Genomic DNA, 12,666 nt, shown 5'->3' with positions numbered 1-12,666 from the left:
GCCGAGACCGTCAACGGGTTGTATAAGACCGAGCTGATCTACTCCCAGCCGGGTTGGCGGTCCCTGACGGAGGTGGAATTCGCCACTATGAACTGGGTTCACTGGTGGAATACCCACCGGCTGCACGAACACCTGAGGCACCAGACGCCCGCCGAGGTTGAGGCGGCCTACTATGAACACCAGCGGGAGGAACTTCCCGCTTCAGAACAACGGAACTGAACCCAGTACGGTTCATTGTCGGGTTCGGGCGGTCGGGGTTCGAGGACGGTTTCGCGTTTGTCGGTGTAGGTCACGCCCAGCGGTGTGGTGACCGAGGACGTGCCGTGGGCGGGGTCGTAGTGGTTGATCCAGCCGGGTGCGTTCTTGAGTCGGTGGTGCTTGCGGCAGCGTGGGCCTGCGTTGTCGACGGCGGTTGAGCCGTGGTCTTTGGTCCACTGTTGTTGGTGGTCGAAGTCGCAGTGCCGGGCGGGCCTGCGACACCAGGGCACGACGCACATCCGGTCGCGGACCTCGACGAGTGTGCGGATCGTCGAGGTCGGACGATACGAGGATCGGCCGAGGTCGACCGGGTTGCCGGTGGCCGGGTCGCACAGCACCTTGCGCCAGATCGACTTCGGGTTCGTCATGATCTCCCGGGCGTAGGTGGCCGGGATCGGTCCGATCCCGTCGATCGACGCGCCGGTCTCCGACATGGACAGTGCTGTGTCGATCGGCATGTGCAGATAGACCATCGCGGCCGACTGAGGCACGGTCACGCCGGGGTCGTTGCCCAGCAACAGGTCTGCGAACACGTCGGCGCGCAGCTGGTCGAGGTTGCGCGAGGAGTCGCCCAGTCGAAGTTTGCGGGCCATTGCATCCACCCGGGCAAAGGCGGCCGAGGCAACGTCGGACGGCAGGTCGGCCGAGATGCGCGATTGGGCGTAGACGCCGTGGTCGAGCGTCACCTTGCGTCCCTCATGCGCCATCCGAGCGGCGGCAGTCTCAGCGCCGGGATCAACCTGCTTGACGATCTGCGAGGCGTGCCAAGCCATGTTCCGAGGCTGCCACGCCGTAAGGGACAGACGGCCCAACTTCTCTTCCAGTAGCCGATCAACCTCCAGCGCATCGGAATCGGAAACCGGAGCCACCACGTTCAGCACCCGCTCAGCGCCATACCGATCCACCTGACCCTCCCGCATAGCCGCAAGCAGCCGAGCATCCGATAAGCCAAAGCCAAAGCGGTATAAATCCGATCCAACACACCCTGAGGCGACAGGCGAAGCTCAGGCGCCAACGCCTCAGATAACGACTGCCGCTCCCACGAATCCGACGACGACCCAGAGTCCAACGAGGCCAGAAACGACACCTCAGCAGCATCAGCCCGAGCCCGCAAAGCAAGCACCGAACGAGCCTCATCAACGATCCCCTCAACATCTCTCACAACACCAACACTACCGAACAAATGAGCGAGACGCATCACCCACTAGGCGACAGAAATACTGACTCAACGTAACCCCAACACCCCACAAACAACGCCCACCGCCGAAGCGAAGCAAGGCCAACCCCGCCAACCACTCCCACCCACAAAACCGCACCCCGAAGTGTCATCCCGTCGACCTAAAACGAAACCATCACACTGCAGTCAGGGCGCAACCAAAACCAAAACAGGAACCAAGAACCAAAACCTTGCGCTGACTGCAGTGTGATAAACGCAAAGCCGAGGTCGACGGGATGACACTTCGGACCAGCGGCAACGCCGCCCCACCATCCCGGAGACCTGCCCCGCCGGCGAGGCACCCCTCTACCCCCGAAACACGAAAACGACGCCACCAACTGCCAACACAGCGCCGCAAAACGCTGACACGGCGACGCGAACTGCTAACACGGCGACGCGAGGTGCTAACACGACGCCACGAAACGCCAACACGCCCGCGCAAACTGCCAACACGGCGACGCAGGTTGCCAACACGGCGTCCCCACGTGCCAACACGGCGACGTGGGGTGCTGACACGGCGGGGACGGGGTTAGATCCAGCCTCGGTCGCGGGCTACGCGGGCGGCGGCGTAGCGGTTCTCGGCCTCGGTCTTTCCGATGGCGGCGGACAAATGGTTGCGCACGGTGCCGGGGGAGAGGTGGAGTTGTGCGGCGATGGCGCGCACGGAGGCCCCGTCTGCGGCGGCGCGCAGGACCTCGCGTTCACGGTCGGTGAGGGGGTCGATGCCGCCGGCGAGGGAGTCGGCGGCGAGGGTGGGGTCGACGACGCGGTCGCGCGGTGGACGCGGCGGACCATCTGGGCGAGCTGGTCGGCGGGGGTGTCCTTGACGACGAATCCGGCGGCGCCTGCTTCCATGGCGCGCCGCAGGTACCCGGGCCTGCCGAAGGTGGTGACGATGAGGCACCGGCATCGGGCGCCGGAGGCGGTGACGGCGGCGGTGGCGTCGATGCCGTCGCCGCCGGCCATCTCGATGTCGATGAGGGCGACGTCGGGGTCGTGGGTGGTGACCGCGGGCAGGACCTCGTCGCCGCGGCCGACCTGGGCGACGACCTCGAGATCGGGTTCGAGCGACAGCAGCGCCGCGAGTCCACCTCGGACGAGGTCCTGGTCGTCGGCGAGCAGTAGGCGAATCATGGGCGGCTGACCTCCAACACGGTTCCCGGACGTTCGGCCCCGGCGTCGCGTTCCGACACCGCGAGCCGGGCACCGGCCTTCGAGGCCCGCTCCCGGAGGCCACGCAGCCCGGACCCCGCGCCGTCGGAGACGAGCTCGCCTCCGACCCCGCCCACTCCGCCGACGCCGTCGTCCTCGACCCGCAGCCGGCCCGGTTCGACCCGCACCCGGCAGGTCGAGGCCTGCGCGTGCCGGACCACATTGGTCACCGCTTCGCGCAGGGCCCAGGCGAACAGTTCGGCGTCGGTGTCGTCGACGCTGCGGACCTCGACGTCGGCGCTGATCCCGGCGGCGGCCAACGCCTCCCGGGCCGTCTCGACCTCGGAGGCCAGGTGGGGTGTGCGCAACCGGGCCACGGTGGAGCGGACCTGGGCGAGCGATTCACGCGCCAGGGCGTCGATGCGGTCGACCTCCTCCCGCGCCCGTTCGGGTTCGAGGTCGATGAGCCTGCGCGCCAACTGGGCCCGGATGGACAGCACCGTCAGCGAGTGGCCGAGGACGTCGTGCACGTCGCGGGCGATCGCGTCCCGCTCGGCGGCCTGGCGCAGTTCCTGTTCGGCGTGGTGCTGACGGTGCTCGAAGTTCTCGGCGAGCCGGATGACGACGATGAACAGCACGCCGAGCCCGGTGCCGAGGATCGGCCCCGGGTGCTCGGCGAACGGCAGCGACACCAGGGCCGCGGTCGCCCACACGGTGACGCCGCTGATCAGGCCGGCCCGCACCGGCAGGGTGAACACCACGATCGCGGTGATGAACGAGGCGTAGGTGATTCCCGTGTAGCCGGTGGCCGGGAGCGTCGCGGCGGCCAGGACCGCCAGTACCAACGCCCGGAGTGCCGCACGGCGCCCCGGACGCGGGCCGTCGTCCTCGTCCCAGAAGGCCGCGAGGTAGACCGCCACGAAGCACACCGTGGCGACCAGCGCGACGACCCGCAGCACCACCGGAACGTCCGCGCGGACGGCCACGATGACGGGGACGGCGAGGAACACCAGCCACACCCCTGCGTACAGCAGTCGGTAGATCCGGATCCCCATGGCCTCATCCTGCCTGATCGTCATCGCGGACGCGGTCAGCGACGCGAGGTGCGGCGCCGCTGCAGCAGCACGCAGGCGACGGCGAACACCAGGGTCCAGGCGCCGACGTTCGCCAACACCATCCACAGTGGATCGTGCCCGGGCCCCTCGCCGGGTCCCATGCCGACGAGGTGGCCGTCGGTGAGCGGATAGCGTGCCAGCGACACGATGCCGTACATCGGGGTGAACCTGCCGATGTCGAGCAGCACGCCCGACAGGGGCATGAACGCGTTGCCGAGGAAGCTGAAGATCACGAGCACACCGGTCGCCGAGCCCACGGCGGCGTCGGAACGGAAGCTGAGGCCCACGGCCAGGCCGTAGAGCGCGAACGGCAGCGATCCCACCACGGTCAACGCGGCGGTGGCCACCCAGGTGCCGAGCGGCATGTCGACGACCGTGAACACCCCGGCGAGGTTGAGTACGAGCACCGGCAGCACAGCGATGATCATCGAGACCGCCGCCTTGGCGGCGATGAACGCGGCGTGCGGCATGGCGGTCAGGGCCAGCTGCCGGCCCCACCCCTGTTGGATCTCCAACGCGGCCGCCCCCGCCATCGACGTCGTCGCCGTGGCCGCGCCGTAACAGGCGATCGCGATCATGGTCCAGGCGCTGGCGTTGCCGACGCGACCGGCTCGTCCGACCACTCCATGGACGCACCGAAGAACAGGAACAGCACCGTGGGCAGCACGATCACGAAGAAGCTGTTGCCGACGTTGCGCAGGTTGCGCCAGAAATCCATGGCGATGTAGTGGGTCAGGCCGTACCCGCCGCCTGTCCGGGCCGGTGCGATCGTGCTGGTCATGCCGGGACCTCCTCGTGGTCCGTCGTCGGCTTCTCGGTCAACAGGCGGAACGCCTCGTCCAAACTGGCCGGTCGGACCGTCAGCCCGTGGGCGACGGTCTCGGTGAGCAGGTACCGCGCGAGGTCGTCGGCGCGCTCGGTGCGGAAGGTGATCCTGCTGCCCTCGGTCTCCGCGGCGGCGAGGTGCGGTACGCGGCGCAGCTCCTCCGGTGCCGGCGACCAGGTGACCGTCACATAGGCGGAACCCGCGCGGGCGCGTACCTCGTCGGTGGGCCCGTCGGCCAGCACCCGGCCGCTGCTCATCAGCACCGTGCGGCGGGCGAACTGTTCGGCCTCCTCCAGGTAGTGCGTGGCGAAGACGACCGTCACGCCCTCGTCGGCCTGCGCCCGCATGCGCTGCCAGAATTCGTGTCGCGCGGACACGTCCATCCCGGCCGTGGGCTCGTCGAGCACGATGACGTCGGGTCGGGGCAGCAGCGCCAGCGCGAAGCGCAGCCGCTGTTGCTGGCCGCCCGAGCATTTGCCGACCTTCCGCGAGACGAACGGGCGCACGCCGGCGATATCGATCACCTCGTCGACGTCGGCGGGGTCGCGGTGCAGGGCGGCGATCATGCGCACGGTCTCGCCCGCGGTCAGGTCGGGCAGCAGTCCACCGGTCTGCAGGAGCGCCGACAGCGTGCCCGTCCGCACCGCCTGCCGGGGGCTGCGCCCGTCGACGCGCACCTGCCCGGACTGCGGGGTGGCCAGGCCCAGGAGGATGTCCAGCAGGGTGGTCTTGCCGGCCCCGTTGGGTCCGAGCAGCGCGAGGACCTCGCCGCGGGCCACGTCGAGGTCGACCCCGTCGACGGCGCGGACCCGGCCGCCGGCGCCGTCGGGGAACGACATCCGCACGTCCCGGGCGGAGATGACAGGTTTCTGATTCATGCCTCCAGTCTCGGCCTCCGGGGCGCCGGGACCGTAGGGCCGACGTCATCGATCGCCCATGACAGATGTCAGGTGGCCGGCGGCGTCCCCGGCGGGGCCTAGACTCGAGGTCGTGGGTGTGATCGCGCGGGGCGGGGAGCACGAGGTCGAGATCCAGCGATCGCTGTTCCGCTGCGCGCTCGCCCGGGTCGAGGACGTCGAGGACGCCAGGACGTTCATCGCGCGCGTGCGCAAGGCCGGGCCCGACGCGACCCACCACTGCACGGCGCTGCGCATCGGCGATCCCGACTCGGGCGCGCTCGTGGCGCGCAGCAACGACGACGGCGAACCCGCCGGCACCGCGGGCGCACCCATGCTCGAGGTGCTCACCCGCCGCGAGCTGACCGACGTGGTCGCCGTCGTGTCCCGATGGTTCGGCGGCACGAAGCTGGGCGCGGGTGGACTGATCCGCGCCTACTCCGGCGTGCTGGCCGAGACATTGGACGTGGTGGGCAGGCTGCGGCGGGTGCGGCACCACGAGCTGATGGTGTCGGTGCCGCACGACCGTGCGGGCCGGCTCGAGAACGACCTGCGCCACTCACCGTTCCGGCTGCGTGACGTCGACTACGGTGTCGACGTCACGCTCACCGTCGCGGTCGCCGAGGTCGCGCCGTTCGAGGAGTGGCTCGCCGAGCACTCCGGTGGCGGCGCCGCCGCCGTCTACATCGGTCCGCGCGACCTCTACCTGCCCTGACCTCACACCCCGAGATAGGCCTCCCGCACCGTTTCGTCGCCCAGCAGGTCGCCGGCGTCCCCGGACAGGGCCACCCGCCCCTCGGCGAGGACGTACCCGCGGTGGGCGATGCGGAGGGCGGCCTGCGCGTTCTGCTCGGCCAGCAGTACCGCGATACCGCCCCGGTTGATCTGGGCGACCGCCTCCAGCACCTGCTCGGTGACCAGGGGAGCCAGGCCCATCGACGGTTCGTCGAGGATCAACAACGCCGGATCCGACATCAACGCCCTGCCGATGGCGACCATCTGCTGCTGCCCACCGGACAGGGTTCCCGCCGGCTGCTGGCGTTTCTCGTGCAGCACCGGGAACAGTTCGTACACCGAGGCCAGTTGCCGGCGGATCCGCCCGCGGTCCCGCCTGCGCACGTAGGCGCCGAGCACGAGGTTCTTCTCCACGGGCATCTTGGGGAACAGATGCCGCCCCTCGGGGCAGTGCGCCAGTCCGGCCTTGACGATGCGATCGGCCGACAGCCCGGGCAGTTTCCTGCCGTCGAAGTCGATGTCGCCCGCGCGGGGCCGGATGATCCCGCTGATCGTGCGGAACAACGTCGTCTTCCCGGAGCCGTTGGCGCCGAGGATCACGGTGAGTTCGCCCTCCCGCGCCGTGATGTCGATCGAGTGCAACACGTCGGCCGTGTCGTAGCCGGCGGACAATCCGCGCACCGTCAGCATGCGTCGGCCCCCTTCTGATCGTCGGTGGTCTCGTCGTGCCCGGTACCGAGGTAGGCCTCGATCACCTGTGGGTCGGTGCGCACCGCCTCCGGCGTGCCGGAGGCGATCTCCTTGCCGTGATCGAGCACCAGGATGTGGTCGGCCAGGCTCATGACCATCGACATCCGGTGTTCGACGAGACAGACGGTGACGCCGCGGTCGACGATCCGGCGGATCAACTGTCCGAACTGGCCGGTCTCCTCCTCGGTCAGTCCGGCGGCAGGCTCGTCGAGCAGCAACAGCTGCGGTTCGGTGGCCAGCGCCAGCGCGATCGACGTCCGTTTCTGCACCTCCTGCGGCACGTGCCCGGCGAAGTCACCGCGGTACTCGCTGATCCCGGTGAACTCGAGGGCCTCCATCGCCTTGTCGAGGTTGTGCCGTTCCTCCCTGCGGTGGCGCGGGGTGTGCAGCACGGCGTCGAACACCGTCGAGCGCGACCGCACGATCCGGCCCGACAACACGTTGTCCAGCACCGTCGAGTCGTCGAACAGGTGCGTGGTCTGGAACGTGCGGGCGATGCCGTGGGCGACCGTCCGATGCGGACTCATCCCGGTGATGTCGCGGTCCTGGAACCGCACCGTGCCCGACGTCGGCCGGTAGAACCCCGCCAGCAGGTTGAACAGGGTGGACTTGCCGGCACCGTTCGGGCCGATGATGGCCGTGATGCGGCCGGCCTCGACGTCGAGGTCGACGTCCTGGACGGCGTGCAGGCCGCCGAACTGCTTGCCGAGTCCGCGTGCTTCGAGCAGCGTCATCGCGCCTCCTCCGGCTCGGTCGTGGACGATGTGGAGTCGGTGTCCCCGGGATCGCGAGTGGCGGTCCGGGAGCGACGGCGGGCGATGAACGTGTTGAGGTAACCGACGATGCCGCGCGGCGCGAAGATCACGATCGCGATGATGATCGGGCCGACGAGCAGGAACCGGTAGGCCTCGAACTCGCCGAAGAGCTCGAACAGGAACAGCACGATGAGCGTGCCGAGCACCGGCCCCATCACGGTGGCCAGTCCGCCGACGAGCACGAACATGAGCATCTCGAAGGTCAGGTCGACGCTCGCCGCCGACGGGCCGACGAACCCCTGCACCGCGGCGAACAGGCCGCCGCCGAGGCCGGCGAACGTGGTCGACGCGGCGAAGGCCAGCTGCTTGTTGAGCCCGACGTTGACGCCGATCGAACGGGCCAGGTCCTCCGACGTGCGGATCGAGACCAACGTGCGCCCGATGCCCGAGCGCCGGATGGCCCAGGTGACGTAACCGGCGCCGAGCAGGAACAGCAGCACCAGGTAGTACAGCACCGTCGGTTCGGAGAAGTCGAAGATCCCGAAACCCTCGGGGAACTTCACCCCGCTGACGCCGGAGTGGGCGTGGGTCACCGATTCCCACCGGCTGATCACCAGGTAGATGATGAAGCCCATCGCGAGCGTGAAGATCGCGAAGTACTCCTCGCGGGTGCGCAGCGCGACGATGCCGGCGACGTACCCGCCGACACCGGTGACCAGCACGGCCATCAGCAGTGCGGGCCAGAACGCCCAGTCGTGATCGGTGGTCAGCAACCCGACGACATACACGCCGATGCCGAAGAATCCGCCCTGTGCCAAGGAAAGCTGACCGGTCAGGCCGAGCAGCAGATTCATGCCGTAGACCGCGATGGCGTACGTCGCGCCGACGGTGAGCACCCGCAGGACGTACTCCTCGCCGGCCAGGGCGAGCGGGGCCAGCAGCAGCGCGAGCGCCACCAGCACCGTGCCCAGGGTCTGGGGCGAGAGGTTTCGGGGAGCGAATCGGGTCGTCATCGTTGCACCGCCTTTGCGAAGAGGCCGGTCGGCCGGATCGCCAGCACGAGGACGAGGACCACGAACGCGACGACCTCACCGGCGACCGCCGACACGTAGGTGGCCGTCATGACCTCGGCGAGCGCGAGGGTGAACCCGCCGACGATGGCTCCGGGCAGCGAGCCGAGCCCGCCCAGGATGATGATCGCGAACACCTTGATGCCCAGCGCGTCGCCCATCGTGGGCGAGAGCAGGTTGATCGGTGCCACGAGACCCGCGGCGATCGTCGCCAGTGCCGCGGCGAGGCCGAACGTCAGCATCGAGACCTTGTTGGGACTGATGCCGACGAGCGAGGAACCCGTGCGGTCCTGCTCGATGGCCTCGATCGTCTGGCCGTGGATCGAGCGCTTGATGAACCAGGTCAGCAGACCCAGCACCAGCACCGCCGTGAGGACGATGATGACCCGCTGCCACGACACCTGCGTCCCCAGGATGGTCACGCTGCCGGTGACCGGGGAGTCCATGCGGCGGAAGTCGGCGCCCCAGATGGCCTGCGCCAGCGCCTGGAAGAAGAACATCGCGCCGACCGCGGCGATCATGTGGTGGGTGTGGGGAGCGTTGCGCAGCGGATGGAACACCACGCGTTCCATCGCGATGCCGACCAGGGCCAGTACGACGGCCGCCAGGCCGATGGCCGCGATATAGGGCACGCCGACGCTCACGAGGAAGAAGTACGTGACGTAGGCGCCCAGCATGTACAGCGCGCCGTGCGCGATGTTGGGGATGCGGAGCACGCCGAAGACGAGTGTCAACCCGATGGCGGCCAGGCAGTACACGCCGCCGAGTGCCAGCCCGTCGAACAGCTGCTGGATGAAGAGGCTCATGTGCCGTCCTTGGTGGGGGCGTCGTTCATGCGCTGTCCTTGTCGATCAGTGCCGTGTCGATTGCTGCCGTGTCGTTCACGGTCCGGTCGATGCCTGTCCGTGCCGGTCACTCGTCGACCTGGTCGATCGGCAGGTACTCGTACTCGCCCTCCGGCGTGCGGTAGGCGACCTCGAGTTCGGTGTTGAGCAGGTGGCCGGCGTCGGTGATCTCGTCGGGGAAGCCCGTCACGTGGAAGCTGTCGTCAACCTCGCCGAGGGCCTCTTCCAACGCGCCGCGGATGGCGTGCGGGTCGTCGATCGACCCGGCGATCTCCATCGCCTTCACCACGAGCGTCATGGCCTGGTAGTTCAGCGACACCTCGGTGGTGAGGGGCCGCTCGTCGGTGATCTCGGTGTCCCACCGGTTGACCACGTGCTCGGTGCCCGGTTCGTCGTAGTGCTCCGCTGGCTTCACGCCGATGGCGTCGTTGAGGTTCTCCGGATCGGTGAACACCTCCATCTCCTCGAACTTCGGCTGGTCCATGAACAGGAACGAACCCTCGTAGCCCTGGTTGCGCGCCTCCTCGACGATCAGCGCGGTCGGCTGCGACGGTCCGCCGAGGAAGATGACGTCCGGATCCTGGGCGAGCGTGCGCGAGACCGGTCCGGCGAAGTCGGACACCTCGGCGTAGTCGATGCTGTTGTTGCTGAGGACCTCGCCGCCCCGCGAGCTCCATTCCTCGGACAGCAACCGGGTCCACTCCTGGCCGTACTCGCTGGAGGTGCCGAGCAGGCCGAGTCGCTCCACCCCGTCGACCTTCAGCTGGTCGACGAACGGCTCGATGTAGCTCTCGAAGTTCGGCGGGATCATCATGGTCAGCTCGTTGCCCTGGGCGACGATCTTGGGATCGGAGCTGTAGGCGCCGAGCAGGAACTCGGTGCGCGTCGAGTTGAGCTCCTGCGAGGCCTGGATCCCGCCCGCGTGCGGGACGAAGATGACCGCCGCGTCGTCCTGCTCGGCCAGCCGCTGGGCGTTGGTGGCCGCGACGTCGGGCGCGTAGTGATCGTCCAGCGAGCGCAGCTCCACCTGGTACTCCTGGCCGTCGACCGTGACGCCCTGTTCGTTGAGGTCGTCGATGGCGAGCTGCAGGCCGGACTGGATGTTCGTGCCGTAGGCGGCCGCGCCGCCGGTGAGCGGCCCCGACATGCCGATGACGATCGTGTCCGAATCGGACCCGCCCGCCCCGCAGGCCGCGGAGGCCAACAGGACGCCGGTACAGGCGGTCGCCGTGGCGACGGTCCGGATGCGCTTCGTTCGTGCCATGGCATTTCTCCTTTGAAATGTGTGGCTGGGGACTGGGTTGGGACGTGCAACGGGCGGTGCTTGTTCTCGGGTACTGCGGTGTTGCGGGTACTGCGGGGTGTTGCGGATGTGTCGGGTACGGGGGGACACAGGGATCGTTCGGTCAGGGGTCGGGATCGAGGGCGATCCGGCGTTTGAGGATCGTTCCGGCCGCGTTCGTCGGCAGGGTCTCGACGGTGCGGACCGACGTCGGGTGCTGGTGGGACGGGAGCGCGGCCGCCAGGTAGGTGCGCAGTTCGTCGCGGCCGACGGCGGCCCCCGGACGCAGCGTCGCGAGCGCGACGATGTCGGGGGAGCGGTCGAGCACGGCGGCATCGCGGACGGCGGGATGCTCGCGAAGTGCCTCCTCGATCTCGCGCGGGTAAATGGTGTGTCCGTCGTGGACGATCAGGTCGCTGGTGCGGTCGACGAGGTAGACGAAGCCGTCCTCGTCCCGGCGGCCGATGTCACCGGTGCGCAGCCAGTCGTCGGGACCCGCCCGGGCGAGGTCCGCATCGGCGGTGGGGTCGTCAGGTGCGGAACCGGCGGTGTAACCGGTGGTCACGATGTCCCCGCGGACGGCGATCTCGCCCGGTTCGGAGTCGCCGACCTCGCGGCCGCGTTCGTCGACGATGCGCAGGTCGAGACCGGGCAGTGGGATGCCGACCGAACCGACCCGTCTGCGGTCGATCCGGTTGCAGGTGGCCATCGGCGGCGCCTCCGACAGGACGTAGCCCTCGAGGACGACGCAGTCGGCGGTGCGCTCGAACGACAGCAGCGTCTCGACGGCGAGCGGGGCACCGCCGGACAGGCACACGCGGAGGCTGCTGACGTCGACGACGTCCAGCGGCGCGGGGCTGGGCTGGTCGAGCAGATCGAGGATGCCGCCGATCATCGGTGGCACCGCGGGAAGCGCGGTGACCCGGCGGCGGCGCACCGCCGACAGCACGTCGACCGCGTCGAGGCTGTCCAACAGTGCCAGGGACGCGCCCGCTCGGATCGCCGCGTGTAGCGCCGCGGTCTGCCCGAACGACTGGAACAGCGGCAGCGCGGCGAGGACGACGTCACCCGCGGACAGTTCGAACAGGTCCTGCACGACGATGTCCGCGGAGCGCAGCAGGGCGCCGTGCGTCAGCCGCACGCCCTTCGGCCGGCCGCTCGCGCCGGACGTGTAGACGACGGCCGCGAGGTCGGACGGCGCGCGCGGGGCGAGCTCCGCGGCGGCGCCGGCACCGTCCAGGGCCGTGAGGCTGCCCGGTGCGATCACGACGATGTCCGTGCCGGAGGTGCCTGGACTGTCGCTGTGCGGACCGTCGGTGTGCGGGTCGTCGGCCTCCAGGCTCGTGGACAGGGCCGTATGCCACACGAACGCCAGTCGTGGCGCCGCATCGGCGAGGCGCCGGGCGAATTGGTCGGCCGTCAGCTGCGGGTCCAGGGGGACCACGACGGCGCCTGCGTGGAGGATTCCGTAGTACAGCGGGGCGAACTCGAGCACGTTCGGGACCAGGAGCACGACGTGGTCACCCGGCCCGATCCCGCGTTCGGTCAGAAACCCCGCCACCTCGCGGCTCTGCCGGCCCAGTTCGCGATACGTGACGACCTCGTCGCCGCTGGAGGTCGCGACGGCGCGCGCATGGAACCGGGAGGATCGCTCGAGGTTCTCGGCCAGGTTCACGGCGGCTCCACTCGTCGTCGAGACGGAACGTCACGGGAGCCTCAGGTTTGTCCAGGTCGCACTGTTTCAGCCATAGTGACTGGACTCACGT

Annotated in this window: 13 protein-coding genes and 1 pseudogene; 2 read left to right on the top strand and 12 right to left on the bottom strand. The window is 69.1% G+C overall.

The genetic code is table 11. The features are described 5' to 3' along the window. Positions 1-219, top strand: a 219-nt coding sequence (locus BJF85_RS16525; RefSeq protein ID WP_139320666.1) for an integrase core domain-containing protein, incomplete at its 5' end; no start/stop codon positions are given. On the opposite strand, the gene BJF85_RS16520 is transcribed toward BJF85_RS16525, so the two are convergent. The 6 genes and pseudogenes from BJF85_RS16520 to BJF85_RS16500 all read right to left on the bottom strand — a co-directional run bounded on the left by BJF85_RS16520 (position 171) and on the right by BJF85_RS16500 (position 5,445). Then, the gene (locus BJF85_RS16520; RefSeq protein WP_255375691.1) at positions 171-1,190 is read right to left on the bottom strand and encodes an HNH endonuclease signature motif containing protein; all 1,020 of its coding nucleotides are present in this window, start codon (positions 1,188-1,190) and stop codon (positions 171-173) included. The two genes, BJF85_RS16525 and BJF85_RS16520, sit on opposite strands and share 49 nt — an antisense overlap. A gap of 813 nt (positions 1,191-2,003) precedes the next feature. Beyond that, a pseudogene (locus tag BJF85_RS16515) lies at positions 2,004-2,608 on the bottom strand (DNA-binding response regulator). Next, entirely contained in the window at positions 2,605-3,705 is a 1,101-nt protein-coding gene (locus BJF85_RS16510; protein WP_075848706.1) for a sensor histidine kinase, read from the bottom strand. Before BJF85_RS16510 ends, BJF85_RS16515 begins: the two are co-directional and overlap by 4 nt. An 11-nt stretch (positions 3,706-3,716) precedes the next feature. Further along, positions 3,717-4,319: an ABC transporter permease gene (locus BJF85_RS16505; RefSeq protein WP_222844565.1), complete on the bottom strand. Its 603-nt coding sequence runs from the start codon at positions 4,317-4,319 to the stop codon at positions 3,717-3,719. Continuing rightward, a complete protein-coding gene (locus tag BJF85_RS29005) occupies positions 4,316-4,522 on the bottom strand; it encodes a hypothetical protein (RefSeq protein WP_222844564.1) in 207 nt (68 codons plus the stop codon). The genes BJF85_RS16505 and BJF85_RS29005 overlap by 4 nt, the downstream gene beginning before the upstream one ends. Next, positions 4,519-5,445 (bottom strand): ABC transporter ATP-binding protein, encoded by a 927-nt coding sequence (locus tag BJF85_RS16500; protein ID WP_075848704.1) that lies wholly within the window; start codon positions 5,443-5,445, stop codon positions 4,519-4,521. The genes BJF85_RS29005 and BJF85_RS16500 overlap by 4 nt, the downstream gene beginning before the upstream one ends. A 112-nt stretch (positions 5,446-5,557) precedes the next feature. On the opposite strand from BJF85_RS16500, the gene BJF85_RS16495 reads away from it, so the two are divergent. After that, the gene (locus tag BJF85_RS16495; RefSeq protein ID WP_075848703.1) at positions 5,558-6,178 is read left to right on the top strand and encodes a YigZ family protein; all 621 of its coding nucleotides are present in this window, start codon (positions 5,558-5,560) and stop codon (positions 6,176-6,178) included. Between the two features lie 2 nt (positions 6,179-6,180). On the opposite strand, the gene BJF85_RS16490 is transcribed toward BJF85_RS16495, so the two are convergent. The 6 genes from BJF85_RS16490 to BJF85_RS16465 all read right to left on the bottom strand — a co-directional run bounded on the left by BJF85_RS16490 (position 6,181) and on the right by BJF85_RS16465 (position 12,575). Then, a complete protein-coding gene (locus tag BJF85_RS16490; RefSeq protein ID WP_075848701.1) occupies positions 6,181-6,888 on the bottom strand; it encodes an ABC transporter ATP-binding protein in 708 nt (235 codons plus the stop codon). Beyond that, the gene (locus BJF85_RS16485) at positions 6,882-7,682 is read right to left on the bottom strand and encodes an ABC transporter ATP-binding protein (protein WP_075848699.1); all 801 of its coding nucleotides are present in this window, start codon (positions 7,680-7,682) and stop codon (positions 6,882-6,884) included. Before BJF85_RS16485 ends, BJF85_RS16490 begins: the two co-directional genes overlap by 7 nt. After that, a complete protein-coding gene (locus BJF85_RS16480) occupies positions 7,679-8,716 on the bottom strand; it encodes a branched-chain amino acid ABC transporter permease (RefSeq protein ID WP_075848697.1) in 1,038 nt (345 codons plus the stop codon). The genes BJF85_RS16485 and BJF85_RS16480 overlap by 4 nt, the downstream gene beginning before the upstream one ends. Beyond that, positions 8,713-9,579 (bottom strand): branched-chain amino acid ABC transporter permease, encoded by an 867-nt coding sequence (locus BJF85_RS16475; protein WP_075848695.1) that lies wholly within the window; start codon positions 9,577-9,579, stop codon positions 8,713-8,715. Before BJF85_RS16475 ends, BJF85_RS16480 begins: the two co-directional genes overlap by 4 nt. Positions 9,580-9,685: 106 nt before the next feature. Then, a complete protein-coding gene (locus tag BJF85_RS16470; protein WP_075848693.1) occupies positions 9,686-10,882 on the bottom strand; it encodes an ABC transporter substrate-binding protein in 1,197 nt (398 codons plus the stop codon). Positions 10,883-11,024: 142 nt separating this feature from the next. Beyond that, positions 11,025-12,575, bottom strand: coding sequence for an AMP-binding protein (locus BJF85_RS16465; protein ID WP_075848691.1), 1,551 nt, complete (start codon positions 12,573-12,575; stop codon positions 11,025-11,027). Between the last annotated feature and the right edge of the window lie 91 nt (positions 12,576-12,666).

The sequence above is a fragment of the Saccharomonospora sp. CUA-673 genome (genome assembly GCF_001942305.1).
Classification (GTDB): Bacteria; Actinomycetota; Actinomycetes; order Mycobacteriales; family Pseudonocardiaceae; genus Prauserella.
This window is presented reverse-complemented; position numbering and strand designations above follow the sequence as displayed.

What these genes read in the sequence shown, in the direction of transcription:
- BJF85_RS16510 (WP_075848706.1), bottom strand. Translation starts at nt 3,705, where the DNA reads ATGACGATCAGGCAGGATGAGGCCATGGGGATCCGGATCTACCGACTG.
- BJF85_RS16505 (WP_222844565.1), bottom strand. Translation starts at nt 4,319, where the DNA reads ATGATCGCGATCGCCTGTTACGGCGCGGCCACGGCGACGACGTCGATG.
- BJF85_RS29005 (WP_222844564.1), bottom strand. Translation starts at nt 4,522, where the DNA reads ATGACCAGCACGATCGCACCGGCCCGGACAGGCGGCGGGTACGGCCTG.
- BJF85_RS16500 (WP_075848704.1), bottom strand. Translation starts at nt 5,445, where the DNA reads ATGAATCAGAAACCTGTCATCTCCGCCCGGGACGTGCGGATGTCGTTC.
- BJF85_RS16490 (WP_075848701.1), bottom strand. Translation starts at nt 6,888, where the DNA reads ATGCTGACGGTGCGCGGATTGTCCGCCGGCTACGACACGGCCGACGTG.
- BJF85_RS16485 (WP_075848699.1), bottom strand. Translation starts at nt 7,682, where the DNA reads ATGACGCTGCTCGAAGCACGCGGACTCGGCAAGCAGTTCGGCGGCCTG.
- BJF85_RS16480 (WP_075848697.1), bottom strand. Translation starts at nt 8,716, where the DNA reads ATGACGACCCGATTCGCTCCCCGAAACCTCTCGCCCCAGACCCTGGGC.
- BJF85_RS16475 (WP_075848695.1), bottom strand. Translation starts at nt 9,579, where the DNA reads ATGAGCCTCTTCATCCAGCAGCTGTTCGACGGGCTGGCACTCGGCGGC.
- BJF85_RS16470 (WP_075848693.1), bottom strand. Translation starts at nt 10,882, where the DNA reads ATGGCACGAACGAAGCGCATCCGGACCGTCGCCACGGCGACCGCCTGT.